Genomic DNA, 25,931 nt, shown 5'->3' with positions numbered 1-25,931 from the left:
CCTGGCATCGCCCTGCAACGACTGCGCCGGCCTTCGGGCCGGCGCAGTGCGTCGTGTGTCGGGTGCGTATCGCTCGTGAGGTTACCAGGTATAGAGCAGGGTCGCGTTGGTCGTCTGGTCGGTATTCGCGTCCGCCGTCTCGGGCGGGTCGGAGTCGTGCTTGATTTCGTGGGAGAGGCGCAGCGACAGGCGCGAGTTGAGCCGGGCGGTAAGCGATGACACCGACCTCGACGTGGTGTTCGCGTCGGTCGCTTCCACCGACATTTCCTGGCGCAGGTTGGAGTACTCGGAGAACGTCCACTGGTAGTCGAGTGCGCTGTAGACGACCCCCAGGTTGTTGTTTTCCTCTCCATCGATCCTGTCGTGGCGATACCCCGGGCCGGCCTCGAGTGACAGGCGGTGCTGACCGGTATCGATGACGTCACGGCCGTAGCCACCGATAGTGGTGAACTGCTGGTCGTAGCCGCTGAAGCGGTCCTTCTCCCAGCGGGCGAAACCGAAGAGATAGTGAGGGCCGTCGAAGTCGTAGCGCTCGCGGCCGGAAATCAGGTACTGCTCGGCGCTGGTCTCCTCGTCGCGGCTGACATTGCGCACCTCGCTGCGAAGGGTGTGCGTCCAGTAGCGGCTGGTCAGCCAGGTCAACCGGCTCTTGCCGATCAGGGTTCGGCTGTTGGTGTTGCCGCTGAGCTGGGTGAAGCCGAGCTCGGCTTCACCGCTGAAGGTGGGGCTGTCGTCCTCGGGCGGCGGGGGAGCGTAGAAGACACTGGCGGCAAGGGCGGTGCCCGGCAATAGCGTCAAGCCAATGACGCTCCATGGCATCAGTCGTGGCATAACAATGAACCTGTCCTGTTGTCCCGGTGACGGGCCGCCTCGAGAAGCGGCTGTATGGCGGTTGGCAAGACGAGGGGCGGCGTCCTTGCAGCCCCCGGGGGTGCATTCCGTATCAGAAGATCGCCTCGTAGCTTCCCGTGCCCTGCGAGCCGCTGCGCTGCTCTATCTCCTGCTCGATGCGGCGCGGCTCCATGTCGGGCAGGTGGTCGGGATGGAAGATCTCCGTGATCCCGCCGGGCTGATTATCGGCCAGGCGTCGCCCGGTCTGCTCGTCGATGCGCATCCTGACCAGTTGGTCGGGTGCTTCGGGGCTGGCTTCGGGGCGGCCGTTCAGAGCGTTGCCCATGAAGTCGATCCAGACTGGCAGGGCGGCATTGCCGCCATACTCGGCGATCGACTCGTTGTTGTCCTTGCCGATCCATACCGTGGCTACCAGATCGTCGTTGTAACCGGCGAACCAGGCGTCGCGGAAGCCGTTGGTGGTGCCGGTCTTGCCCACCACGTCGCTGCGGTTTAGCGACAACGCCGCGCGCCCGGTGCCTCTCTCGATCACGTCGCGCAGCATGTCGCGAAGGATATAGACGGCGGTCGGGTCGGCGACCCTGGGCGCCACGTCGTAGCGCTTGCCGTCGATCTCGACCTCGGTCTGCCCCTCGCGGCAGTCGCGACAGGCCATGGCCGGGCGGGCTTCGCTGATGACCTGGTCGTCGCTGCCGCGGGTGATGCGCTCGATGAACCAGGGGGAGACCTGGAAGCCGCCGTTGGCCAGCACCGCGTAGGCATTGGTCATTTCCAGCGGCGTCAGGTCGGCACTGCCCAGTGCCAGCGACAGGCCGCGAGGCAGCCGATTCGGGCTGAAGCCGAAACCCTCCAGGTACTCGATGGTATTGTCGAGCCCCAGGGTCTGCAGGATGCGAATCGTCACCAGGTTGCGCGACATGGCCAGGGCGACCCGTAGCCGGATCGGGCCGAGGAAGTCGCCGCTGGAGTTCACCGGACGCCAGATCTCGTTGCTGCCGTCCTGCATCACCACCGGCGCGTCGTTGACCACTGAGGAGGCGGTCATCAGTCCGGTATCCAGTGCGGCCAGGAAGACGAAGGGCTTGAAGATCGAGCCCGACTGCCGCTGTGCCTGCACGGCGCGGTTGAACTTGCTGGCATTGAAGCTGAAGCCACCCTGCAGGGCGAGAATGGCTCCGTCACTGGGGTTCATCACGACGAGCGAGCCCTCGGCATCGGGGCGCTGGGAGAGCCGCCAGCTGCCGTCGTCGCGCTCGAGGATGCGTACGAGATCGCCGGTATCGGCGATCTCGGCGGCAGAACCGGGCTCCGCGCCGCGGGCACGGGGGTTGCGATATTCGCGTGCCCAGGAGAGGCCATCCCAGTCGAGGGTGACGAGCTCTCCGTCGCGGGCCAGTACGCGCATCTCGCGACCCTCGCTCTCGACCACGATGGCCGGCTGCAACGGTCCGAAGCCAGGCGTGCGTTCCAGTACCCGCAGCCAGTTGCTGACGTCGCCCTCGATGCCTTCGACCCTCGTCTGGCTGCGTTCAGCCGCCTGGCGTGCGGTCTGCATGATTTCGGGGGACTCGTCGAGCTCCTCCTCCAGTCCGCGTCGCTCGGTGCGCTCCTGCGCCTCGGCGAGACTGGCGGGAATGTCGCGCTCCTCCGGGCCGCGCCAGCCGTGGCGGGTGTCGTAGTCGATCAAGCCGCGAGCCAGGGCCTGGCGGGCGAAGGGCTGCAGTTCGCTGTCCAGGGTGGTGTGGATGCGGTAACCGCCGGTATAGGCCTCCTCGCCGAAGCGTTCGATGGCGTACTGGCGCGCCATCTCCGCCACGTAGTCGGCATCCACCTCGACCTGTGCCACGTAGCGGCGTGCGGTGGTCGGCTCCTGCACGGCGGCCTCGTAGGCGGCCTGGTCGATGTAGCCGAGCTGGCGCATGCGGTAGAGGATCCAGTTGCGGCGGATCAGCGAGCGCTCGGGGTTGGCCAGCGGGTTGAACGACGAGGGGGCCTTGGGCAGGCCGGCGATCATCGCCTTCTGCGCCAGGGTGAGCTCGTCGAGCGGCTTGTTGTAGTAGACCTCGGCGGCGGCGGCGATGCCATAGGCGCGATGGCCGAGGAAGATCTTGTTGACGTAGAGCTCGAGGATCTCCTCCTTGGAGAGGATTTTCTCCATCTGCAACGCCAGGAGGATCTCGCGAATCTTGCGGGTGAAGGTGCGGTCGAGCGTCAGCAGATAGTTGCGAGCTACCTGCATGGTGATGGTGGAGCCGCCGGACTGGATGTCGCCGCTGGAGGCCAGCTCCAGGGCGGCGCGCGCCAGGCCTTTGGGATCGACGCCGCGATGGTCGAAGAAGGAGGCGTCTTCGGCGGCCAGCAGGGCCTGGAGGAAGTCCTCGGGGATCTCGTCGAAGGTGACCGGCATGCGCCGCTCTTCGCCGTATTCACCGATCAGCTTGCCGTCGCGGGTAAAGATGCGCAGCGGCGTGTGTAGCTCGAAATCCTGCAGCTGGCGGACGTCGGGCAGGCCCGGCGAGAAATAGAGCGCAGCGCCGGCCACGCTGAGCAGGGCCGCGGCCGACAGCGATACCAGCAGCCAGAAGGCCGAGAGAACCAGAGTCTTGATCCACTTCATGAAAAGACGTTACCCGTGGTGAGAGCAGGAAGGGGATGGCGATGAACGAGAGCCTTCACTGGCGTGACCATTATAAAGAACCTGAGCCGCTCGCCACCAGCGTTGAGGCGAGACCCATCCAACTTTGTGTGCAGTGGGGCAATATCATGTAACCTCATTCCCAGTGATGCGAGTATTATCTTTCTCAGTCTTCGCGTTCAGGCGCGCAAGGCATAAAAGAGCAAGATTATAACTAGCTACTATCGCGACGGCTTACGCAAGGGCAACGATTGATGCGACTCAGACCCTCCGGAAAGGGGTTGATCGGTGTCGATATCACCTCGGCAACGGTCAAGCTGATCGAACTCAAACGGGTGGGTTCCCACTACCAGATCGAAAGCTATGCCGTCAGGCCGCTGCGCGAAGGCGCCGTGGTTGAACGGCGCATTCGCGACATGGGCGAAGTTGCCGATGTGCTGCGGCGTGCGGTCGAGAGTGCCAAGCCATCCTCCCGGCTGGCCGCGGCCGCGGTACCGGCCAGTGCCGCCATCACCAAGACCCTGACGTTACCCGCTTCGCTCAACGATGACGAGATCGAAGCGCGTATACAACTCGAATCAGACAAGCACATTCCGTTTCCGTTCAGCGAGGTCGCTTTCGATTTTCAGCGGCTGGGGCTCAATGCCCGCTATGGCGACCAGCAGGACGTGTTGTTGGTCGCCTGTCGCCAGCAGGACGTCAACCAGCTCACCGATGCCTTGCAACAGGCCGGCCTGGTGCCGGCGGCGGTGGACGTCGAGGCCTTTGCCATGGAACGCGCCTTCGGCGAGTTGCGCCAACAGCTGCCGCCGGCCGCCGGCGACGACGACTGCGTGGCCCTGGTCGATATCGGCGCGACCATGAATGCCTTCCACGTGCTGCGCGGCGGGCGCATCGTCTACACCCGCGATACCGTCTTCGGCGGGCGCCAGCTCACCGAGGAGATCCGGGCGCGCTATGGCCTGACGCTGGAGGAAGCCGGTCTGGCCAAGAAGCGTGGCGGCCTGCCGGAGGATTACCGGACCAGCGTGCTCGAGCCCTTCATCGATACCCTGGTTCAGCAGGTCGGTCGCTCGCTGCAGCTCTACTACACCGCGGGGCGCAAGCACGAGGTACGGCGCATGGTTCTGGCCGGTGGCTCCAGCGTCATCCCTGGTCTTGCCGAGCGGCTCGCCCGCGAGAGCGCAATGCAGGTGGTCATCGCCAACCCCTTCCTGCGCATGAGGATCAACTCGCGGATCGATGTCCAGACCCTGGCCAGCGATGCACCGGCCATGGTGACGGCATGCGGCCTGGCCATGAGGTCGCCGGGATGACTATCGAAATCAATCTGCTGGCCTGGCGCGAACAGCAGCGGGCACGTCGCAGCCGCCACTTCTACTTGGCCCTGGTGATCATGGCACTGCTCGGTGCGGCAGGCGGCCTGGGGCAGACCTACTACTACGATGCCGCGATAGAGGCTCAGCGCGAGCGCAATGCGCATGTCCGCGAGCGCATGCAGCAGCTCGATGGCGACATCCGCTCGATTGGCGAGTACGAAGCCATCCGCGAGCGCATGATCGGCCAGGTCCAGGTCTTCAGCGACTTGCAGCAAGGGCGCTCTCAGACCGTCCGCGTCTTCCGTGATCTGACCGTCAGTCTGGTCGACGGTGTGTACTACACCCAGATGAGCCGCCAGGGCGAGCAGTTGCGCCTGACCGGGCGTGCCGAGAGTAATCACCGCGTCTCGGAGCAGATGCGGGCGCTGTCCGCCGCGCCTGCCTTCTCCGAGCCGGTGCTGTCGGAAGTGGAGTCAGACGGTGGTGCACGACGCCGTTTCAGCCTCGGCGTGACGCAGCTCATGGAGGGGGCGTCGGGCATGCAGGAAGAAAGGGAGGGCGAGGAATGAACCTGCGGGCCGAGATGCGCCGTCTCCGCGAGCTCGACTGGCGCGGGCTGGACCTGAAGGAGTCGGGTTCCTGGCCGCTGTTGCTGCATTGGCTCTGCTGCCTGCTGGTGCTGGGGCTGACCTTTGCCGGTACGCACTGGTACCTGGCCGGCCCCAAGGCCACCGAGCTGCAGCGCGTCGAAGCGGAAGAGGAGCGGTTGCTGCTCGACTATCGCAATCGCGCCGCCCAGGCTGCACGGCTGCCTGACATGCTCGAACAGATGGCGATGCTCGAGTCGCGCATGGACGAGTTGATGGCAATGCTGCCCTCCGGCGCCGAGATTCCGTCGCTGATCGACAGCATCAGCGAGAGCGCCCTGGACCATCACCTGACCATCGATTTCATCCGACTGCGCAGCACTGTCGAGCGTGACTTCTATATCGAGCGTCCGTTCGATCTCCAGGTAGAGGGCGAGTATCACCATATGGCAGGCTTCCTCGCCAGCGTGGCGGCACTGCCGCGTATCGTAACGCTGCACGATTTCGTGCTGGCTCCGGTGGAAGGTAGCGATCGCCTGCGCCTGTCGATGCTGGCGCGCACCTACAGCTATCGCCCCCAGGCCGATGAGGAGACGTTGCCATGATCCGGCTGTCGGTAGCATTGGCGACCAGCCTGCTGCTGGTGGGCTGTGCCGATCCCCAGTTGGGGGAGCTGGACCGCCGGCTGAGCGACATTCGTACCAATCCGGGGGCGCCGCGAGTGCTGGAGATGCCGGAGGTACCCACCTACGAGTCGGTACCCTACCAGGCCAGCGATCGACGCAGTCCTTTCCGGCCGCAACTGCCTGAGCCGGAGGAGGCGCAGGCGGGCAGCAGCGACCTGGCGCCCGACACCGAGCGGGCGCGCGAACCGCTCGAGACGTATGACCTCGAGGCGCTGAGGCTGGTGGGCACGTTGACCATGGGGGGGCAGACCCATGCATTGGTCAGGGCGCCGGAGGGCGAGGTGCACCGGTTGCGCACCGGCAACTACCTGGGCCGGAACCATGGCCGCGTCGTCAGTATTACCGATTCGACGGTGCAACTGGTGGAGCTGGTGCCCACCGGTGGGGGTAGCTGGATGGAGCGCACGACGCGCATGGCATTGGAAGAGGCGAGGCGTTGAGGTCATTCGTAGTGGCTCATGGCAGGGCACTTGAAACAGGCAGGAGTAGGGCAACGATGAAACATGTGATTCGCACACTGACGGTACTCTGCCTGGTATTGGCGGCTATGCCTGCCCTGGCGGCAACCACGCTGACCGATCTGGACTTTCGCCAGGGCGAGCGTGGTGAGCTGTTGATCGACCTGACCTTCAGTGGGGACGTGCCGGAAGTCCGCGGCTATCGGCTGGATGCGCCGGCGCGACTGACCATCGATCTGGTGGATACGACCAACGCGCTGGAGCGGCGCCGCCTCGACCTGGGGATCGGCGGAGTCGAACAGGTCACGACCCTCGAGGCCGGTTCGCGCACGCGCCTGGTCTTCAGCATGGACGGCCCGCTGCCCTACGACACGGTGCAGGAAGGCAACCGCCTGAGGCTTGTCATCGGTGGCAGTGCGGTGGCCTCGGCCAGTCCGGGAGTGCGCAACGAGCCGTCCACGCCTTCCCCGTCAACGGCGCCTGCTTCGGCCGCACCGGGCGGCATGCCGGCTATCGCCGACATCGACTTCCGTCGTGGTGAAGGCGGTTCAGGCCGGTTGATCGTGACTTTCGATCGTGCCGGCGTCGATGCCCGTGTGCGGGAATCGGGCCGCAATCGCATCGTGGCCGAGTTCGTCGGCGTCGACCTGCCGGAAGCCCACAATCAGGTGCTCGACGTGAGCGACTTCGGCACGCCGCTGCGACGTATCACGCCGCGTGCCGGCCGTGACGGTACCACCCTGGAGATCGAGGGCAGCGATGAGTTCGCCATGCTCTCCACACAGAGCGGACGTCAGCTCATCATCGAGGCCCGGCCCGCCACCCAGCAGGAGCGCGAGCAGCGCGTGCGCCAGCAATTCCCCTACACCGGCGAGCGCATCACGCTCAACTTCCAGGACATCGAGGTGCGCTCGGTACTGTCGATCATCGCCGACTTCACCGGCCTCAACCTTGTCGCCAGCGACAGCGTCAGGGGTGAGGTGACGCTCAATCTGCAGGACGTGCCCTGGGACCAGGCGCTGGACCTGGTGCTCAAGAGCCATGGCCTGGCCAGTCGTCAGGAGGGCAACGTGATCGTGGTGGCCCCGGCCGGCGAGCTGGCCAACATCGAGCGCCAGGAGCTCGAGGCGCGCGCCCAGGCTGAGACGCTGTCGCCGCTGGTGTCGGAATACGTCCAGGTCAAGTACGCCCGGGCCGAGGACCTGGCCCAGCTGCTGCGCGGCGGCGAGGGCTTCGGCCTGCTCTCGGAGCGAGGCCGTGTGGCGGTGGATGTGCGCACCAACATGCTGTTGATCCAGGACACCGCCGATCAGATCCAGGAGATCCTCGCCACGCTCGACCAGCTCGATGTCGCCGTGCGGCAGGTGCAGATCGAGGCGCGTATCGTCATCGCGCGCGACGGCGTGACCCAGGAGCTTGGCGTCAACTGGGGGGCGTCCGGCGGCGGTAGCCGCTTCAACCTGGGGGGCGCCTCGACGGGTACCCCGATCGCCGGCTACGGCGACGGCCTCACCGGGCAGCGCGACTCGCGCGGCCAGTTCACCGGCGAGTTCGATGACCCCACGGGTAGTCGTTTCCAGCGCGGCGGGCTGGCGGTCGACCTGGGCAGTGCCAACCCCATGACCAGCTTCAGCTTCGGTTATCTCTCCGGCGATATCCTGCTCGACCTGGAGCTGCGTGCGCTGGAGAGCGAGAACAAGAGCCAGACCATCTCGCAGCCTCGGGTGATCACAGCCAACCAGCGCAAGGCGACCATCATCCAGGGCGAGGAGCGTGCCTTCCAGTCCATCGGCGAGGGCAACGTGCCGCAGACCGAGTTCAAGGAGGCCGAGCTCTCGCTGGAGGTGACTCCGCAGATCACGCCGGACAATCGCATCATCATGGACCTGGTGGTGAAGAACGACAGCTTCCGCGAGGCGGCGCCGGGCCAGGCGCCGCCGATCGACACCAACCGCATCGAGACCCAGGTGCTGGTCGACAATGGCGAGACGGTGGTGCTGGGCGGCATTCTCACCACCGAGCAGCTCAGTCGCCTGGCCAAGACCCCGTTCTTCGGCGACCTGCCTGTGCTGGGTAGGCTTTTCCGGTACAATGAGTCGAGCAACCAGAAAGTGGAGCTGCTGGTGTTCATCACTCCACGCATTCTCGAGGACGGCCTGGCGATTCGCTGATGCAGGACTTGCCCAATCTGATATTGGTCGGCCCCATGGGGGCCGGCAAGAGCACCATCGGCCGCCTTCTGGCGGCCGAGCTTTCACGCGACTTCCTCGACAGTGACCACGAAATCCAGGCGCGCTGCGGTGCCGACATTCCGTGGATCTTCGATGTCGAGGGCGAAGCGGGTTTCCGTCTGCGCGAAGTGCAGATGATCGAGGAGCTGACCTCGCTCGAGAACGTGATTCTCGCCACCGGTGGTGGAGCGGTACTGCGCGAGGAGAATCGTCGGCGGCTACGCGAGCGGGGCACCGTCATCTATCTGTTCACTACCGTCGAGCAGCAGCTCAAGCGTGTCGCCAAGGATCGCAACCGCCCCCTGCTGCAGCGTCCTGATCGCGAGCAGGTGCTGCGCGAAATGTTCGACCTGCGCGACCCGCTTTATCGCGCCACGGCGGATATCGTGGTGCGTACCGATCGGCGCAGTCCGCGGGCGGTGGTCAACGAGATCGTGCGTCGCGTGCAGCGGCTGGTCGATCCCCTACAAGCCAAGGCCTGAACATGTCCATGAGCGAAACCCCCTCGACCCGGCGCAGCCTGCAAGTGTCACTGGGCGAGCGCAGCTATCCCATTCACATCGGCGCCGGATTGCTCGGCGATCCGACCTGGCTCTCGCCCTACCTGGCCGGACGCCAGATCATGGTCGTCACCAACGAGACGGTGGCTCCTCACTACCTGGCGCGCCTGAAGAGAGGTCTGCCGGAGGACGTGGAGGTGCGCGAGCTGGTGCTGCCCGACGGCGAGGCGACCAAGACCCTGGCCAACGTCAGCCGCATTTGGGATGCCTTGCTCGAGGCGGGTTTCAATCGCCGCTGCACGCTGATTGCCCTGGGTGGCGGCGTGATCGGTGACATGGTCGGCTTCGCCGCCGCCTGCTATCAACGCGGTGTGGCCTTCATTCAGGTACCCACCACCCTGCTGTCTCAGGTGGACTCCTCGGTGGGCGGCAAGACCGGCGTCAATCATCCGCTGGGCAAGAACATGGTCGGCGCCTTCTGGCAGCCGCGTGCGGTGCTGATCGATACCGACACCCTGGATACGCTGCCGGACAGGGAGCTCTCGGCAGGGCTGGCCGAGGTGGTCAAGTACGGGCTGATCCGCGACGCCGACTTTCTGGCCTGGCTCGAGGCCAACATGGCGGCGCTGCGGTCACTGGAGCCGCAGGCATTGGCCTGGGCCATCGAACGCAGCTGTCAGCTCAAGGCCGATATCGTCGCTGAGGACGAGACCGAGCAGGGCGTGCGTGCGCTGCTCAACCTGGGGCATACCTTCGGCCATGCCATCGAGGCCCATCAGGGCTACGGCAGCTGGCTGCATGGCGAAGCGGTGGGGGCGGGCATGCTGATGGCTGCCGAGCTTTCGCAGCGCCTGGGCTGGCTTTCTCCGGCAGAGGTCGAGCGTACCGCCGCCATCATTGCGGCGGCCGGCTTGCCGCTGACGGCTCCTGCCGACATGGGGGTGGAGGATTTCCTCGTCCGGATGCGCCTGGACAAGAAGAACGTCGACGCGCGCCTGCGTCTCGTCCTGCTCGAGGCGCTGGGGCGGGCGGTGGTTCACGACGAGACGCCCCAGCCTTTGCTCGAGGAGTTGCTGGCGACATTTCCTCGGCGCTGATCGAAGCGCCACGTCCCCGCTGACTGGAGCGCAGCCGACTCGTAGGCCGCACGAAGCGATTCGTGCGGCCTTTTCTTTTCCCTCCTCGGGGATTGCGAAGGGAGGCAAAGGCCGGCACGGCATCAAATTCGCATGCCTCATGCAGTATCGGTATGGGGTAAATGGCCATAACTAGACTAAAGTCCAATGCCGGTTCTCTCGGGTGAGAAACCTGCCCATGTATGGCGCAAGTCCTTGAGCTGATGGTTTTTTTTGCTTCGTCTTGTTCGGCAAGTTGCGGATTTGATGAGGATTTTGGCGGTGCGGGTAGGTGGGGAGATTGCGCGACAGGGTAGAAAGTGTCTATGCTTGACGTCCTTTTTCCCGCGACGGCAGCAGGCTGCGATCAGCAGCAAGAATTGAAAGAAAACAGATAATAATATCCCTGTCATGCCGTTTGGTCAATAGTCTTTCTTTGAGGCACGCCCATGAACCGAGGCCTTCATCATCCAGGCGAGTTCCGTGACAACTGTGGATTCGGCCTGATCGCGCACATGGAAGGGCAGGCCAGCCACGATCTGCTGCGCACGGCCATCGAGTCGCTCACCTGCATGACCCACCGCGGCGGCATTGCCGCCGATGGCAAGACCGGTGACGGCTGTGGCCTGTTGCTCAAGATGCCCGAGGGCTTCATGCGTGAAATTGCCGCCGAGGCGCTTGGCGTCGAACTCGGCGACCGCTTCGCCGTGGGGGCGGTGTTCCTGCCCGACGACGATGCCAAGGAAGCGCGGGCGCGCGGTATCCTCGAGGGCGAACTGCGTGCCTGTGGTCTGGTGATCCGCGGCTGGCGCGACGTGCCGGTGGATCCCTCCTGCTGCGGCCCCATCGCACGTGCCTGCCTGCCGCGCATCCGTCACCTGTTCGTCGAGCCGGGCAAGCTCGGCGATGTCTCACGCTTCGATGTCGACCTGTTCATGGCCCGCCGCCGTGCCGAGCAGATGCTGCGCGACGAGGAGGACTTTTATGTCTGCTCGCTGTCGTCGCAGGTGCTGTCATACAAGGGCCTGGTGATGCCGGTGGATCTGCCCACCTTCTACCAGGACCTGGGCGACGAGCGACTGCAGACGGCGATCTGCGTTTTCCACCAGCGCTTCTCGACCAACACCGCACCGCGCTGGCCGCTGGCACAGCCGTTCCGCCTGCTCGCCCACAACGGCGAGATCAACACCATCGAGGCCAACCGCAGCTGGGCGAACTCGCGCAAGGAGAACTTCGTCAACGATCGGCTGCCCGATATCGCCGAGCTCGACGAGATCGTCAATACCGTGGGCTCCGACTCCTCGAGCATGGACAACATGCTCGAGGTGCTGCTGATGGGCGGCATGGAGCTGCATCGTGCGGTGCGCATGATGGTGCCGCCGGCGTGGCAGAACGTCGAGACCATGGGGGCGGAGCTGCGCGCGTTCTACGAATACAACTCCATGCACATGGAGCCGTGGGATGGCCCCGCCGGTCTGGTCATGACCGACGGCCGTCAGGCGATCTGCATGCTCGACCGCAACGGCCTGCGTCCGGCGCGCTGGGTGATCACCAAGAACGGCTACATCACCCTGGCCTCGGAGATCGGCACCTACGACTACAAGCCCGAGGACGTGGTGGCCAAGGGGCGCGTCGGTCCCGGCCAGATACTGGCCGTGGACACCCAAACCGGCGAGGTGCTGCACACCACTGATATCGACGAGCGCCTGCAGTCCGCCTACCCCTACAAGCGCTGGCTGAAGGAGGAGGCGCACTACCTCGAGTCGGCGCTGACGGAGCTCGCCAGCTTCCAGAACATGGATGCCGAGCAGGTCAAGACCTGGCAGAAGATGTTCCAGGTCAGCTTCGAGGAGCGTGACCAGGTGCTGCGTCCGCTGGCCGAGAGCGGCCAGGAGGCGGTGGGCTCCATGGGCGACGACACCCCCATGGCGGTACTGTCGCGCAAGCAGCGCCTGTTGACCGACTATTTCCGTCAGAAGTTCGCCCAGGTCACCAACCCGCCGATCGATCCGCTGCGCGAAGCGATCGTGATGTCGCTGGAGACCTGCATTGGCGCCGAGCTCAACGTGTTCAAGGCCACACCCGAGCACGCCCATCGCATCATCCTGACCACGCCGGTCCTGTCTCCGCGCAAGTTCACCGCGCTGCTCGAGCAGGACGACCCGGCCTTTTCCCACCAGCAGTTGAGCCTGGGCTACGACCCGGAGCAGATGAGCCTCAAGGGCGCCATTCTTGAACTGTGCCGTCAGGCCGAGGCCGCGGTGCACGACGGCAAGGTTATCCTCGTGCTGTCGGACGCCAACCTCGAGCAGGGGCAGCTGCCGATCCACGCCGCCCTGGCGGTGGGGGCCGTGCACCACCACCTGGGCAGGCTGGCGCTGCGCCCGCGGGCCAACATCGTGGTCGAAACCGGCTATGCCCGCGACGCCCATCAGATGGCGGTGCTGTTCGGGGTCGGTGCCACCGCGGTGTTCCCGTGGCTGGCCTACCAGGTGATGGCCGACATGCACCGCACCGGGGAGCTCACCGGCAACCCGGCGGATGCCCGCGAGAACTATCGCAAGGGCATGCAGAAGGGGCTCTACAAGATCCTCTCCAAGATGGGCATCTCGACGCTCGCCTCCTACCGCGGCTCGCAGCTGTTCGAGGCGGTGGGTCTCTCTTCCGAAGTGGTCGAGCTGTGCTTCACCGGCATGGCCTCGCGCATCGAGGGCACCGGCTTCAGCGAGCTGCAGCTGCAGCAGGAACTGCTGGCGCGGGACGCCTGGATTCCCCGCAAGGGTATCAACCAGGGCGGCCTGCTGAAGTACGTTCACGACCATGAGTACCATGCCTACAACCCGGACGTGATCAAGGCGTTGCAGGAGGCCGTGCAGGAGGGCGACTACGCCAAGTGGAAGAAATTTGCCCGATTGGTGAACGAGCGTCCCGCCGCGACTATCCGTGACCTGCTTGGGCTCAAGGCCGCCGACACGCCGCTTGCGCTCGAGGAGGTGGAGTCCGTCGACGAGCTGATCCCGCGCTTCGACAGCGCCGGGATGTCGCTCGGCGCGCTGTCGCCCGAGGCCCATGAGGCGCTGGCCCAGGCCATGAACGAGGCCGGCGGGCGTTCCAACTCCGGCGAGGGCGGCGAGGATCCGGCACGCTACGGCACCATCCGCAGCTCCAAGATCAAGCAGATCGCCTCGGGTCGCTTCGGCGTCACACCGGCCTACCTGGTCAACGCCGAGGTACTGCAGATCAAGGTGGCCCAGGGTGCCAAGCCCGGCGAGGGCGGCCAGCTGCCCGGCGGCAAGGTCAACGATCTTATCGCCAGGCTGCGCTACTCGGTGCCCGGCGTGACGCTGATCTCGCCGCCGCCGCACCACGACATCTACTCCATCGAGGACCTGGCGCAGCTGATCTTCGACCTCAAGCAGGTCAACCCCGAGGCGCAGGTCTCGGTGAAGCTGGTCTCCGAGCCCGGCATCGGCACCATCGCCACCGGCGTGGCCAAGGCCTACGCCGACCTGATCACCGTGTCCGGCTACGATGGCGGCACCGCGGCGAGCCCGCTGACCTCGATCAAGCACGCCGGCAGCCCCTGGGAACTGGGGCTTCCCGAAGTGCACCAGGCGCTGCGCATCAACGGCCTGCGCGACAAGATCCGCCTGCAGACCGACGGTGGCCTGAAGACCGGCCTAGACGTGGTCAAGGCGGCGATTCTCGGCGCCGAGAGCTTCGGCTTCGGTACCGCGCCGATGGTGGCGCTGGGCTGCAAGTACCTGCGCATCTGCCACCTGAACAACTGCGCCACCGGCGTGGCTACCCAGCATCAGTACCTGCGCGACGAGCATTTCCGCGGCACCGTGGACATGGTCAAGAACTACTTCCGCTTCATCGCCGAAGAGGTGCGCGAGCTGCTGGCGATGCTGGGCGTGCGCAAGCTGACCGACCTGATCGGCCGCACCGACCTGCTCGAGGTGCTGGAGGGCGATACCGCCTCACAGCGCAGGCTCGACCTCAGCCCGCTGCTGTCCAACGACTTCGTACCGGCCGATGCGCCGCAGTTCTGCCAGGTCAGTCGCAACGTGCCGCATGATCCGGGCGCCAAGAACCAGGAGGTGTTGGCCACCATCGAACAGGCCATCGCCGACAAGAGCGGCGGCGAATTCGCCTTCACCATCACCAACTGTGACCGCTCGGTGCCGGCGCTCTCCTCCGGCGCCGTGGCCAAGCACTACGGTGAGGCCGGGCTCGAGGATGCGCCCATCACTCTGCGCTTCGAGGGTGTGGCCGGGCAGAGCTTCGGCGTGTGGAACGCCCGGGGCCTCCATCTCTATCTGGAGGGCGACGCCAACGACTACGTCGGCAAGGGCATGAACGGCGGCAAGGTGGTCATCGTACCGCCCCGGGGCAGCCGCTTCGAGAGCCACAAGACGGCGATCATCGGCAATACCTGCCTGTACGGCGCCACCGGCGGCAAGCTGTTCGCCGCCGGCACCGCTGGCGAGCGTTTCGGTGTGCGCAACTCCGGCGCCCATGCCGTGATCGAGGGGGCCGGCGACCACTGCTGCGAGTACATGACCGGCGGCATGATCTGCGTGCTCGGCGAGACCGGTGTCAACTTCGGTGCCGGCATGACAGGCGGCTTCGCCTACGTGCTCGACGAAGACCGCTCCTTCGTCGACCGCTATAACCACGAGCTGGTAGAGATCCATCGGGTCAATACCGAAGCCATGGAGGCCTATCGGCGTCACCTGCGGGAAACCATCGAGGAGTTCGTGACCGAGACCGGCTCCGCCCGCGGCCGTGCGATCCTCGACGACTTCAGCGATTTCGCCCGCCATTTCTGGCTGGTCAAGCCCAAGGCGGCGAGCCTGAACAGCCTGCTCGACGAATCGCGCAGACGTCCCGAGTGAGCCGGATTCCAGGAGATACGAATATGGCCAACCGTTTGACCAGAAACGACTTCCAGTTCATCGACGTGGGGCGTCAGGATCCGCAGAAGAAGGACGCCCGCACTCGCTCGCGCGAATTCGGCGAGATCTACGAGCCGTACAAGCCGCAGGAGGCGGCCAGCCAGTCGCACCGCTGCCTGCACTGCGGCAACCCGTATTGCGAGTGGAAATGCCCGGTCCATAACTACATTCCCAACTGGCTGCAGCTGGTCGCCGAGGGCAATATCCTCGAGGCCGCCGAGCTGTCGCACAAGACCAACTCGCTGCCCGAGGTGTGCGGCCGGGTATGCCCACAGGACCGCCTGTGCGAGGGCGCCTGTACCCTCAACGACGGCTTCGGCGCGGTGACCATCGGCTCGGTGGAGAAGTACATCACCGACACCGCCTTCGCCATGGGCTGGCGCCCCGACATGTCCCAGGTCACCTGGACCGACAAGAAGGTCGCCATCATCGGTGCCGGCCCGGCGGGGCTCGGTTGCGCCGATATCCTGGTGCGCAACGGCGTGCGGCCGGTGGTGTACGACAAGTACCCCGAGATCGGCGGCCTGCTCACCTTCGGCATTCCCGAGTTCAAGCTCGACAAGACGGTGATGGAGCGCCGGCGCGCGGTGTTCGAGGAGATGGGTATCGAGTTCCGCCTCAACGCCGAGGTGGGCAAGGACATCGATTTCGACACATTGCTCGAAGAGTACGACGCGGTATTCCTTGGCATGGGCACCTACAAGTACATGACCGGCGGCTTCCCCGGTGAGGACCTGCCCGGGGTGCACAAGGCGCTCGACTACCTGATCGCCAACGTCAACCACTGCCTGGGCTTCGAGAAGGACCCCGCCGACTTCGTCTCGCTGGAAGGCCAGAAGGTCGTGGTGCTGGGCGGAGGCGACACCGCCATGGACTGCAACCGCACGGCGATCCGCCAGGGGGCTTCCTCGGTGATCTGCGCCTACCGCCGTGACGAGGAGAACATGCCCGGCTCCAAGCGCGAGGTGGCCAATGCCCGAGAGGAGGGCGTCGAGTTCCTGTTCAATCGCCAGCCGGTGGCAGTGGTCGGCGAGGGCCGGGTCGAGGGCGTCAAGGTCGTGCGCACACGCCTGGGCGAGCCCGACGAGAATGGCCGCCAGCGCCCCGAAGTGGTGCCGGGTTCCGAGGAGATCCTGCCGGCGGACGCCGTGGTCATCGCCTTCGGTTTCCAGCCGAGCCCGGCGCCCTGGTTCGACCGCTTCGGCATCGAACTCGACGAGCGAGGTCGCGTGCTGGCGCCGGAGAAGGGCGCCTACGCCTTCCAGACCACCAACGAGAAGATCTTCGCCGGCGGCGACATGGTGCGTGGCTCCGACTTGGTGGTGACCGCCGTGTTCGAGGGCCGTGAGGCCGGCGAGGGGATTCTCGACTATCTCGGCGTGTAAGTCTTTCGATGTGCCATGACACTCGCCCCGGCCCTGCCGGGGCGTTTTCGTCATGCGCCGACTTTTTCTAGACTCCGGACAGGTTCTAGACTCAGGGCAGGTACATTGCATCGAGGAGCGCGAATCATGGACGAGACGCGGAGGGATCTGGGGCTGGCCGATGCGCAAGGCGAACCGGTTGCCCCCGAGCGGCTGATCTTCGCCGACGACGGGCGCATTCCCAACAGCCGGCTGGCGACGCTGGCCTTTCGCTCGCGAGGCGTGAATCCCGTCCTCGACCGCGAAGCCATCGCCGAGCGCTTCGAGCGGCTGTTCAGCGCCTACGGCTGGCGGCCGAGCTGGCGCGGCGGCGTCTACGACTACCACCACTACCACTCCATCGCTCACGAGGCGTTCGGCGTGCTCTCGGGGTGGGGCAGGCTGCGTCTGGGTGGCGAGGGTGGCAGCGATCTGGACCTGCACACCGGCGACGCGTTGGTGTTGCCGGCGGGTACCGGTCACTGTCATCTGGAGTCGAGCGACGACTTCCTGCTGCTGGCGGCCTACCCGGAGGATCAGCATGAGCTCGACTTGCTGAGGGCCGACCCGGCCGAGCACGACGCAGCAGTGGCGCGCATCGCCCGGGTCTCGCGTCCTTTGTGTGATCCGCTGGGCGGCGGCACCGCGCAGTGGTGGTCGTGACCAGGGCATCAGCTCGGCGGCAAAATTGAGCCATTGGTCGTAATCTGCTACGCTGTCGTCCCATCCTGGCGCGGCTTTCTGCCAAGCCTCACGATCACGTTTCGACAGGTTCTCCATGACACGATATATCTTCGTGACCGGCGGCGTTGTGTCCTCTCTCGGCAAGGGCATCGCGTCGGCCTCGCTGGCGGCGATACTCGAGGCGCGCGGCCTCAAGGTCACCATGCTTAAGCTCGATCCCTACATCAACGTGGATCCGGGCACCATGAGCCCCTTCCAGCACGGCGAGGTGTTCGTCACCGAAGATGGCGCTGAGACCGACCTCGACCTGGGCCACTACGAGCGCTTCATTCGCACCAAGATGACCCAGGGCAACAACTTCACCACCGGCCGCGTCTACGAGCACGTGCTGCGTCGCGAGCGCCGCGGCGACTACCTGGGCGGCACCGTGCAGGTGATCCCGCACATCACCGACGAGATCAAGCGCCGGGTCTATGCCGGCGGCGAGGGCTTCGACGTGGCACTGGTCGAGATCGGCGGCACCGTGGGCGACATCGAGTCGCTGCCGTTCCTCGAGTCGATCCGCCAGATCAGAAGCGAGCTGGGTTCGAGCCGGGCGCTCTTCATGCACCTCACCTTGGTGCCGTATATCAAGACAGCAGGCGAGACCAAGACCAAACCGACCCAGCACAGCGTCAAGGAACTGCGTTCCATCGGTATCCAGCCCGACATCCTGATCTGTCGCAGCGAGGTCGAGCTCGAGGAAACCGAGCGGCGCAAGATCGCGCTGTTCACCAACGTCGAGGAGCGTGCGGTCATCCCGCTGCAGGATGCCGATACCATCTATCGCATCCCGCTGATGCTGCACGAGCACGGCCTCGACGAGATCGTCTGTGACAAGCTGCGCCTCGATGTCGAGCCGGCTGACCTGACCGAGTGGGTCCATGTGCTCGACGCCAAGCTCAATCCGCTCAAGTCGATCAACATCGCCATGGTCGGCAAGTACATGGAACTGCTCGACGCCTACAAGTCGCTCAACGAGGCGCTGATCCACGCCGGCATCCAGACCCGGGTGAAGGTCAACGTCGACTACATCGACTCCGAGGACATCGAGCGTCACGGCACCGAACGCCTGTCCGGCAAGGACGCGATCCTGGTCCCCGGCGGCTTCGGCGAGCGCGGTGTGGAAGGCAAGATCGAGACGGCCCGCTACGCCCGCGAGAACGACATTCCCTACCTCGGCATCTGCCTCGGCATGCAGGTCGCGGTGATCGAGTTCGCGCGACACAAGGCCGGCTGGGCGGACGCCAACTCCACCGAATTCACCCACGACACCCAGCATCCGGTGGTCGGCCTCATCACCGAGTGGATCAATGCCGAGGGCAAGATCGAGCTGCGCGACGAGGCCTCCGATCTTGGCGGCACCATGCGCCTAGGCGGTCAGGTCTGCCACCTCGAGCCGGGAACCAAGGCCCGCGAGGCATACGGCAGCGACGAGATCGTCGAGCGCCATCGGCATCGCTTCGAGGTCAACAACCAGTTCATCGAGGCGCTAGAGCAGGCCGGCCTGGTGGTGTCGGGCAAGAGCGTCGACAATTCCCTGGTGGAGATGATCGAGCTGCCCGACCATCCCTGGTTCGTGGCCTGCCAGTTCCATCCTGAATTCACCTCCACGCCGCGTGATGGCCATCCGCTGTTCACCGGTTTCGTCAACGCGGCGCTAGAGCACAAGGCGGCGCGCACCCGCGCCCAGACCGCGCACCAGGAGTGACGACGATGCCCATGCCTGAACGCGATATCTCGTTTGCCGGCCTCACCGCCGGCAATTCTTTGCCGCTGATGCTGCTCGGTGGCATGAACGTGCTGGAGTCCCGAGAGCTCGCCCTCGAGGTGGCCGAAACCTACGTCGAGGTATGCGGCAGGCTCGGCATGCCCTACGTGTTCAAGGCCAGCTTCGACAAGGCCAACCGCAGCTCGATCCACTCCTTCCGCGGCCCCGGCCTGGAGAAGGGGCTCGAGATACTCGCCGAGGTGAAGTCGCGCTTCGGCGTGCCGCTCATCACCGACGTGCACGAGCCGTGGCAGGCCGAGCCCGTGGCCGAGGTGGCCGACATCATCCAGTTGCCCGCCTTCCTGGCTCGCCAGACCGACCTGGTGGTGGCCATGGCCCGAACCGGCGCGGTGATCAATATCAAGAAACCGCAGTTCCTCGCGCCCCACGAGATGCGCCACATCATTCGCAAGTGCGAGGAGGCCGGCAATGACCGTCTGTTGCTCTGCGAGCGCGGGTCGAGCTTTGGATACAATAACCTCGTCGTCGACATGCTCGGCTTCGGCGACATGAAGCAGACGGGGTATCCGGTCTTCTTCGACGTCACCCACTCCCTGCAGCGTCCGGGGGGGCGTGCCGACAGCGCCGGCGGTCGCCGCCAGCAGGTGGCCGAGCTGGCGCGCGCGGGTGTCGCCGTGGGGCTGGCCGGGCTGTTCCTCGAAGCCCACCCGGATCCCGACAACGCCTTGTGCGACGGTCCCTGTGCGCTGCCGCTGGACCAACTGGAGCCCTTTCTGGCTCAGTTGAAAGCCCTCGATGAACTGGTAAAGGGCCTCCCGGCACTGAAAATAGAATAAGCCTGACCCAGGCAGCTCCTGGAGGGTGTTTACAAAAGTCACGAGCGACGGGCCGAGCGCAGTAGTTTGTAAGCACCCTCTTATAAGTCGAGAGAGAAAGCGGTTCCCCATTGACTCAATCAACGCTGACTGAATGAAAGGACGACAGAGATGACCAAGATTGTCGAAATCCACGCCCTCGAGGTGCTCGATTCCCGCGGCAACCCCACCGTCCAGGCCGAAGTGCGCCTGGAGAGCGGTGCGGTGGGCGTGGCCTGTGCCCCGAGTGGCGCTTCCACCGGTTCGCGCGAAGCACTTGAGCTGCGTGACGGCGACAAGTCGCGTTACCTGGGCAAGGGCGTGCTGAAGGCGGTGACAGCGGTCAACGGCCCCATCCGCGAGCGGCTCGTCGGCCTGGATGCCCGCGACCAGCGTGGCCTCGACAATGTCATGCTCGAACTCGACGGTACCGACAACAAGGCCAATCTTGGCGCCAATGCCATCCTCGCCGTGTCGCTGGCCGCCGCCAAGGCCGCTGCCAACGCCAAGGGCATGCCGCTTTACGCGCATATCGCCGAACTCTACGGCCAGCCGGGTCAGTACAGCATGCCGGTGCCGATGATGAACATCCTCAACGGCGGTGAGCATGCCGACAACAACGTCGACATCCAGGAGTTCATGGTCCAGCCGGTGGGTGCGCCGAACTTTCGCGAGGCCCTGCGAGTAGGTGCCGAGATCTTCCATGCGCTGAAGAAGGTGCTGGCCGCGCGTGGCCTGGCCACCGCCGTAGGCGATGAAGGCGGTTTCGCGCCGAACCTGGAGTCCAACGCCGAGGCGCTGGCGGTGATCAAGCAGGCGGTGAGCGATGCCGGCTACGAGCTCGGCCGCGACGTCACCCTGGCGCTCGACTGCGCTTCTTCCGAGTTCTACAAGGATGGGCAATACAGCCTGTCCGGCGAGGGTAAATCCTTCGATGCGGCGGGCTTCGTCGACTACCTGGCCGAGCTGTGCGACCAGTACCCGATCGTCTCCATCGAGGATGGCATGGACGAGTCCGACTGGGCGGGCTGGAAGGCGCTGACCGACAAGCTCGGTGACAAGGTGCAACTGGTCGGCGACGACCTGTTCGTCACCAACACCCGGATTCTCAAGCGCGGCATCGACGAGAAAATCGGCAACTCCATCCTGATCAAGTTCAACCAGATCGGCTCGCTCTCCGAGACGCTGGACGCCATCAAGATGGCCCAGGATGCCGGCTTCACCGCGGTGATTTCCCACCGTAGCGGCGAAACCGAAGACACCACCATTGCCGATCTGGCGGTGGGCACCTCGGCCGGTCAGATCAAGACCGGGTCGCTGTGCCGCTCCGATCGGGTTGCCAAGTACAACCGCCTGCTGGTGATCGAAGAGCAGCTCGGTGATCGTGTCGACTACCCTGGCCGCACCGCGATCAAGGGGCAGTGACGGGTACTTTCTAGCCGCCTGGCCGACGACATCGCTGACAATTTTTGTAGGACATTGACTACACGGAGGCGACGATCTAAGCCTATATAGGACAAAAAGGCCGATACTTAATGTGTCGGCCTTTTTATATGTCACTGTTTTTACTGAATTTACAGTGCCTCCTGTCAACCTGGGGAGGGCCTTGAGGTTGCTTGGGAGGCGCTTGCGTCCTTTGGCGGAAATGCCAGAATGCACATGGGACAAGGCAGAGCGGGAGGCTCTCCGGCAGGATGCAACGGGATGCTATCTACGTGGCACGCCCGGTGTGACAGGAAGTCGCCTCCGGGCATGGAAGTTGCCGCAGGAGAGAGGGCGGAGGGAACCGCCCAAGGAAATGCTGGGAGCCGGGCGGCCTTTGGGCCGCCTTTTTTCATGCCTGGAGGTTCACGCCCGAGCCTCGTGTTCCGGTGCGTTGCGCTCATGCACACGCGCCGGAAGCCACTGGCATCCGGCGCGTGTGCATCAGGTGCGGGAGGCGATAGGCGTTCAGCGCTCCAGATACTGCAGCTTGCCGGGCTTGCCGTCCCACTCCTCGGCGTCGGCCGGCGGGTCCTTCTTCTCCGCGATGTTGGGCCACACCTCGGAGAGCTCCGCATTGATGGCGATGAATTCCTCCTGACCCTCCGGCAGCTCGTCCTCCGAGAAGATCGCCTCGGCAGGGCACTCCGGCTCGCACAGGGCGCAGTCGATGCACTCGTCCGGGTGGATCACCAGGAAGTTGGGGCCCTCATAGAAGCAGTCCACCGGGCAGACCTCGACGCAGTCGGTGTACTTGCACTTGATGCAGTTTTCGGTGACGACAAAGGTCATGCCTGTCTCCCTCCTCGCAGCCGGGTCGTGCGGGAGCCCGGGTGGTGATGATCGGTATCAGTCTTAATCCTGATAGTTATAAAAAAGTAGCTTCTTATAAGTGTGTAGCGCTTTGAACGCTACATTCTAGACATGCCCAAAGGCCTGAGCAAGCCGCACGAAGCCTAGAGCCGTTCACGCCAGGCATAGATCAGCTCAAGCGCCTGGCGCGGCGTCAGTCCATCCGGATCCAGATCGGCCAAGGCATCGAGCAACGGATGCGGCGTGGTGGCGAACAGGTCACTCTGCAGCGGCTTGGCATCGCCTGCCGAAGGAAGGCTGCCGCGGCTGCCCTGATCGACCTCCTGCTGCTCCAACTGAGACAACTTGTCACGCGCACGGGCGATGACGGATTGCGGCACGCCGGCCAGTTGCGCCACCTGCAGGCCGTAGCTCTGGCTGGCGGGACCCTCCTCCACGCGGTGCATGAACACGATGCCATCGCGATGTTCGGCGGCGGTGAGGTGCACGTTGGCCACCCCCTCGGCTTGCTCTGCCAGTGCGGTCATCTCGAAATAGTGAGTGGCGAACAGGGTGAAGGCTCGGGTGCGGGTCAGGTGCTCGGCGCTGGCCCAGGCCAGCGACAGGCCATCGAAGGTGCTGGTGCCGCGGCCGATCTCGTCCATCAGCACCAGGCTGTGGTCGGTGGCGTTGTGCAGGATACTGGCGGTCTCGGTCATCTCCACCATGAAGGTGGAGCGTCCGCCGGCCAGGTCGTCCGACGAGCCGATACGGGTGAAGATGCGGTCCACTGGTCCGATGCAGGCCTCGTCGGCGGGGACGAAGCTGCCGGTATGGGCGAGCAACGTGATCAGCGCCGCCTGGCGCATGTAGGTCGACTTGCCGCCCATGTTGGGCCCGGTGATGACCAGCATGCGGCGGCTGTCGTCGAGCACCAGGTCGTTGGGCACGAAGGGGGAGTCGCTGACGTGTTCCACCACCGGGTGGCGACCGCCGCGGATCTCGATACCCGGCGACTCGGCGAGACGCGGGCGAGAGAAGCCGAGCGCCTGGGCGCGCTCGGCGAAGGCCGCCAGCACGTCCAGCGCGGCCAGCGCCCGGCCGGTGCCCTGCAAGGGGCCGAGCTCGCCATTGAGTGAGTCGAGCAGGCCGTCGTAGAGCAGCTTCTCGCGGGCCAGGGCGCGGGACTTTGCCGACAGCGCCTTGTCCTCGAACTCCTTGAGTTCGGGAATGATGAAGCGCTCGGCATTCTTCAGGGTCTGGCGGCGCACGTAGTCGACCGGCGCCTCGCGGGCCTGGGCGCGGGGGATCTCGATGTAGTAGCCGTGGACCCGGTTATAGCCCACCTTGAGCCCGGCCAGGCCGGTACGCTCGCGCTCGCGAGCCTCGAGCTTCACCAGGTAGTCGCCGGCGTGCTCGGCCAGCCCGCGGTAGTCGTCGAGCTCGGCGTCGAAACCCTCGCGGATCACGCCACCGTCGCGAATCACCACCGGCGGGTTGTCGTTAAGCCCCCTCGCGAGCATGTCGGCCAAGGCCGGATAGGGCCGGATATGGTGGGCCAGCTCGTCGAGCGCGGTGCCTTCGCTGTAGCCCTGCAGTTCGCCCTGCAGTTCCGGCAGCGTGAGCAGGGCATCGCGCAGGCGGGCGAGATCGCGCGGGCGGGCGCTGTAGAGCGCCACCCGGGCCAGGATACGCTCCACGTCGCCGATCGCCTTGAGCAGTTCGCGCAGGGCCACGAAGCCTTCCTGCTCCAGCAGCAGGGCGACCGCGGCCTGGCGGCCCTGCACCTGGGCGCGGTCGCGCAGCGGCCGGTTGAGCCAGCGCTTGAGCAGCCGCGAGCCCATGGCGGTGGCGGTGGTGTCGAGTACGCTGGCCAGCGTGTTGTCGACGCCGCCGCCGAGGTTGGTGTCGATCTCCAGGTTGCGACGGCTGGCGGCATCGATCACCACCGCGTCGTCGCGGTTCTCGACGCCCAGCGCGGTGACGTGGGGCAGGCGCGAGCGCTGGGTGTCGCGGGCGTACTCCACCAGCACCCCGGCGGCGGTGAGGGCGGCCTCGAGGTGGGCGCAGCCGAAGCCGCGCAGGTCCTGCACCTGGAACTGGTCGCACAGCAGGCGAGTGGCGGATTCGAGATCGAACAGCCAGTCGCTCTGACGCCGCAGCCCCTGTCGCCCCTCCAGGCTGGGCGGCAACGAGAGGCTGTCCGGCACCAGCAGCTCGGCGGGGTCGAGGCGCTGGAGCTCGGCGAGCATGTCGCCTTCGCCTTCCACCTCGAGCACGCTGAATCGGCCGCTGGAGAGTTCCAGCCAGGCGACACCCCAGCAGTCGCCGGCCGGGTGCACGGCCACCAGCAGGTTGTCGCGGCGGGCATCGAGAAGCGCCTCGTCGTAGAGCGTACCGGGCGTGACGATGCGTACCACCTTGCGCTCCACCGGCCCCTTGCTGGTCGCCGGGTCGCCGAACTGCTCGCAGATCGCTACCGACTCGCCGGCCTTCACCAGGCGCGCGAGATAGCCCTCGGCGCTGTGGTAGGGCACGCCGGCCATGGGGATCGGCTTGCCGGCGGACTGGCCGCGCTGGGTCAGGGTGATGTCGAGCAGGGCGGCGGCGCGCTTGGCGTCGTCGAAGAACAGCTCGTAGAAATCGCCCATGCGATAGAACAGCAGCACATCGGGGTGCTCGCGCTTGATCCTGAGGTACTGGGCCATCATCGGGGTATGGCTCGGCACGTCTGTCTTGACCGCGTCGTTCATGCTTTCTCAGCTGGCTCGTCGGTTGTGCGGGGCAGGAGAGGGCAAGGTTACCACGCACGGCCCATGGTCGACATGTCGAAACGGCCCTCTCCCGGCTGCGCTTTCCCGGCAGCGGCCAATGGGGAGTTGCCGCGGTCGTTTACCACCCCCTGCCTGTACCGAGGGGAAGGATGCGCTATGGTAGCAGGCAGTTGCAGGACACGCGGCTGATACCTATCGCCGACCCTCTCGAACAAGGAGCGATACCATGCCTCATAGCGCTTCCAGCCTGGCCAACCTCGATCTTGCCACACTCGCCGAACGGCTCGGGCGGCGCTGTCGCGAGCGTGGTGTGAGCGTCACGGCCGCCGAGTCGTGTACCGGCGGCGGGGTGGCCAGTGCGATCACCTCGGTGGCCGGCAGCTCGGACTACTTCGAGACCGGCTACGTCACCTACTCCAATGCCGCCAAGGCGCGCCTGCTGGGTGTTCCCGAGGCGCTGATCGCCCAGCATGGCGCCGTCAGCCAGGCGGTGGTGGAGGCCATGGTCGCGGGCGCCTGCCGTGACAGCGGGGCCAAGCTCGGCGTGGCGATCAGCGGCGTGGCCGGGCCCGATGGCGGGACGCCGGATAAACCGGTGGGTACCGTATGGCTGGCCTGGGGCAGCGAGACGCACCAGCAGGCCGAGCGTTTCCAGTTTCCCGGCGACCGCCGCGCAGTGCGCGAACGGGCAGTGCGCGAGGCCATCGTCGGGTTGATTCGCTACCTCGAGGCCGGCTAGGCGATCGTATTCATCGAGTGGCTAGTCGCGCGGCGAATTTTTCGTCATACTACTGTCCAACCATACAGTGTCCAGGCGAGCTCCCCGT

18 protein-coding genes are annotated in these 25,931 nt (G+C 65.4%); 14 read left to right on the top strand and 4 right to left on the bottom strand.

The window, feature by feature from the left end; translation table 11 throughout:
- Positions 1-81: 81 nt before the first annotated feature.
- The gene (locus ACRWQA_RS18755) at positions 82-831 is read right to left on the bottom strand and encodes a DUF481 domain-containing protein (protein WP_263582395.1); all 750 of its coding nucleotides are present in this window, start codon (positions 829-831) and stop codon (positions 82-84) included.
- 112 nt (positions 832-943) lie between these two features.
- The gene (locus ACRWQA_RS18750; RefSeq protein ID WP_434230869.1) at positions 944-3,469 is read right to left on the bottom strand and encodes a penicillin-binding protein 1A; all 2,526 of its coding nucleotides are present in this window, start codon (positions 3,467-3,469) and stop codon (positions 944-946) included.
- Positions 3,470-3,741: 272 nt separating this feature from the next.
- Here ACRWQA_RS18750 and pilM point away from each other — a divergent pair, with 272 nt between their 5' ends.
- The 13 genes from pilM (at position 3,742) to eno (ending at position 21,481) form a co-directional block, all read left to right on the top strand.
- Positions 3,742-4,803: a pilus assembly protein PilM gene (gene pilM / locus ACRWQA_RS18745; protein ID WP_263582397.1), complete on the top strand. Its 1,062-nt coding sequence runs from the start codon at positions 3,742-3,744 to the stop codon at positions 4,801-4,803.
- Complete coding sequence (locus ACRWQA_RS18740; protein ID WP_434230873.1) at positions 4,800-5,375, top strand: PilN domain-containing protein; 576 nt, start codon at positions 4,800-4,802, stop codon at positions 5,373-5,375. The genes pilM and ACRWQA_RS18740 overlap by 4 nt, the downstream gene beginning before the upstream one ends.
- A complete protein-coding gene (locus tag ACRWQA_RS18735; protein ID WP_263582399.1) occupies positions 5,372-5,998 on the top strand; it encodes a type IV pilus inner membrane component PilO in 627 nt (208 codons plus the stop codon). The genes ACRWQA_RS18740 and ACRWQA_RS18735 overlap by 4 nt, the downstream gene beginning before the upstream one ends.
- On the top strand, positions 5,995-6,519 hold the full coding sequence (locus ACRWQA_RS18730) for a pilus assembly protein PilP (protein ID WP_434230875.1): 525 nt from the start codon (positions 5,995-5,997) through the stop codon (positions 6,517-6,519). The genes ACRWQA_RS18735 and ACRWQA_RS18730 overlap by 4 nt, the downstream gene beginning before the upstream one ends.
- Before the next feature lie 56 nt (positions 6,520-6,575).
- On the top strand, positions 6,576-8,708 hold the full coding sequence (locus ACRWQA_RS18725; protein WP_434230877.1) for a type IV pilus secretin PilQ: 2,133 nt from the start codon (positions 6,576-6,578) through the stop codon (positions 8,706-8,708).
- Entirely contained in the window at positions 8,708-9,250 is a 543-nt protein-coding gene (aroK, locus tag ACRWQA_RS18720) for a shikimate kinase AroK (protein ID WP_263582402.1), read from the top strand. Before ACRWQA_RS18725 ends, aroK begins: the two co-directional genes overlap by 1 nt.
- A gap of 8 nt (positions 9,251-9,258) precedes the next feature.
- Positions 9,259-10,365: a 3-dehydroquinate synthase gene (gene aroB, locus ACRWQA_RS18715; RefSeq protein ID WP_434230881.1), complete on the top strand. Its 1,107-nt coding sequence runs from the start codon at positions 9,259-9,261 to the stop codon at positions 10,363-10,365.
- Positions 10,366-10,832: 467 nt separating this feature from the next.
- The gene (gene gltB / locus ACRWQA_RS18710) at positions 10,833-15,284 is read left to right on the top strand and encodes a glutamate synthase large subunit (protein WP_434230884.1); all 4,452 of its coding nucleotides are present in this window, start codon (positions 10,833-10,835) and stop codon (positions 15,282-15,284) included.
- Between the two features lie 23 nt (positions 15,285-15,307).
- On the top strand, positions 15,308-16,729 hold the full coding sequence (locus tag ACRWQA_RS18705; protein ID WP_434230887.1) for an FAD-dependent oxidoreductase: 1,422 nt from the start codon (positions 15,308-15,310) through the stop codon (positions 16,727-16,729).
- A 126-nt stretch (positions 16,730-16,855) separates the two neighbouring features.
- Positions 16,856-17,410 (top strand): cupin domain-containing protein, encoded by a 555-nt coding sequence (locus ACRWQA_RS18700; protein WP_434230888.1) that lies wholly within the window; start codon positions 16,856-16,858, stop codon positions 17,408-17,410.
- A gap of 115 nt (positions 17,411-17,525) precedes the next feature.
- Positions 17,526-19,181 (top strand): CTP synthase, encoded by a 1,656-nt coding sequence (gene pyrG, locus ACRWQA_RS18695; protein ID WP_434230890.1) that lies wholly within the window; start codon positions 17,526-17,528, stop codon positions 19,179-19,181.
- Positions 19,182-19,186: 5 nt separating this feature from the next.
- Positions 19,187-20,038, top strand: a complete 852-nt coding sequence (gene kdsA, locus ACRWQA_RS18690; protein WP_434230891.1) for a 3-deoxy-8-phosphooctulonate synthase — start codon at positions 19,187-19,189, stop codon at positions 20,036-20,038.
- 150 nt (positions 20,039-20,188) lie between these two features.
- Entirely contained in the window at positions 20,189-21,481 is a 1,293-nt protein-coding gene (eno, locus tag ACRWQA_RS18685; protein ID WP_434230893.1) for a phosphopyruvate hydratase, read from the top strand.
- Between the two features lie 525 nt (positions 21,482-22,006).
- Here the strand turns inward: eno and fdxA are convergent.
- Both fdxA and mutS read right to left on the bottom strand, forming a co-directional pair.
- A complete protein-coding gene (gene fdxA, locus ACRWQA_RS18680) occupies positions 22,007-22,330 on the bottom strand; it encodes a ferredoxin FdxA (RefSeq protein ID WP_111412930.1) in 324 nt (107 codons plus the stop codon).
- Between the two features lie 164 nt (positions 22,331-22,494).
- Positions 22,495-25,083 (bottom strand): DNA mismatch repair protein MutS, encoded by a 2,589-nt coding sequence (mutS, locus tag ACRWQA_RS18675; protein ID WP_434230897.1) that lies wholly within the window; start codon positions 25,081-25,083, stop codon positions 22,495-22,497.
- A gap of 247 nt (positions 25,084-25,330) precedes the next feature.
- Between mutS and ACRWQA_RS18670 the strand changes: the two genes are divergently transcribed.
- Positions 25,331-25,843 carry a CinA family protein gene (locus tag ACRWQA_RS18670; protein WP_434230899.1) on the top strand — a complete coding sequence of 171 codons (513 nt, stop codon included), beginning with the start codon at positions 25,331-25,333 and terminating at the stop codon, positions 25,841-25,843.
- The last annotated feature ends 88 nt before the right edge of the window (positions 25,844-25,931 follow it).

The sequence above is a fragment of the Billgrantia sp. C5P2 genome (assembly GCF_051062895.2).
This window is presented reverse-complemented; position numbering and strand designations above follow the sequence as displayed.

Excerpts from the sequence above, each read along its gene's own strand:
- ACRWQA_RS18755 (WP_263582395.1), bottom strand. The coding sequence starts at position 831 with ATGCCACGACTGATGCCATGGAGCGTCATTGGCTTGACGCTATTGCCG.
- ACRWQA_RS18750 (WP_434230869.1), bottom strand. The coding sequence starts at position 3,469 with ATGAAGTGGATCAAGACTCTGGTTCTCTCGGCCTTCTGGCTGCTGGTA.
- pilM (WP_263582397.1), top strand. The coding sequence starts at position 3,742 with ATGCGACTCAGACCCTCCGGAAAGGGGTTGATCGGTGTCGATATCACC.
- ACRWQA_RS18740 (WP_434230873.1), top strand. The coding sequence starts at position 4,800 with ATGACTATCGAAATCAATCTGCTGGCCTGGCGCGAACAGCAGCGGGCA.
- ACRWQA_RS18735 (WP_263582399.1), top strand. The coding sequence starts at position 5,372 with ATGAACCTGCGGGCCGAGATGCGCCGTCTCCGCGAGCTCGACTGGCGC.
- ACRWQA_RS18730 (WP_434230875.1), top strand. The coding sequence starts at position 5,995 with ATGATCCGGCTGTCGGTAGCATTGGCGACCAGCCTGCTGCTGGTGGGC.
- ACRWQA_RS18725 (WP_434230877.1), top strand. The coding sequence starts at position 6,576 with ATGAAACATGTGATTCGCACACTGACGGTACTCTGCCTGGTATTGGCG.
- aroK (WP_263582402.1), top strand. The coding sequence starts at position 8,708 with ATGCAGGACTTGCCCAATCTGATATTGGTCGGCCCCATGGGGGCCGGC.
- aroB (WP_434230881.1), top strand. The coding sequence starts at position 9,259 with ATGAGCGAAACCCCCTCGACCCGGCGCAGCCTGCAAGTGTCACTGGGC.
- gltB (WP_434230884.1), top strand. The coding sequence starts at position 10,833 with ATGAACCGAGGCCTTCATCATCCAGGCGAGTTCCGTGACAACTGTGGA.
- ACRWQA_RS18705 (WP_434230887.1), top strand. The coding sequence starts at position 15,308 with ATGGCCAACCGTTTGACCAGAAACGACTTCCAGTTCATCGACGTGGGG.
- ACRWQA_RS18700 (WP_434230888.1), top strand. The coding sequence starts at position 16,856 with ATGGACGAGACGCGGAGGGATCTGGGGCTGGCCGATGCGCAAGGCGAA.
- pyrG (WP_434230890.1), top strand. The coding sequence starts at position 17,526 with ATGACACGATATATCTTCGTGACCGGCGGCGTTGTGTCCTCTCTCGGC.
- kdsA (WP_434230891.1), top strand. The coding sequence starts at position 19,187 with ATGCCCATGCCTGAACGCGATATCTCGTTTGCCGGCCTCACCGCCGGC.
- eno (WP_434230893.1), top strand. The coding sequence starts at position 20,189 with ATGACCAAGATTGTCGAAATCCACGCCCTCGAGGTGCTCGATTCCCGC.
- fdxA (WP_111412930.1), bottom strand. The coding sequence starts at position 22,330 with ATGACCTTTGTCGTCACCGAAAACTGCATCAAGTGCAAGTACACCGAC.
- mutS (WP_434230897.1), bottom strand. The coding sequence starts at position 25,083 with ATGAACGACGCGGTCAAGACAGACGTGCCGAGCCATACCCCGATGATG.
- ACRWQA_RS18670 (WP_434230899.1), top strand. The coding sequence starts at position 25,331 with ATGCCTCATAGCGCTTCCAGCCTGGCCAACCTCGATCTTGCCACACTC.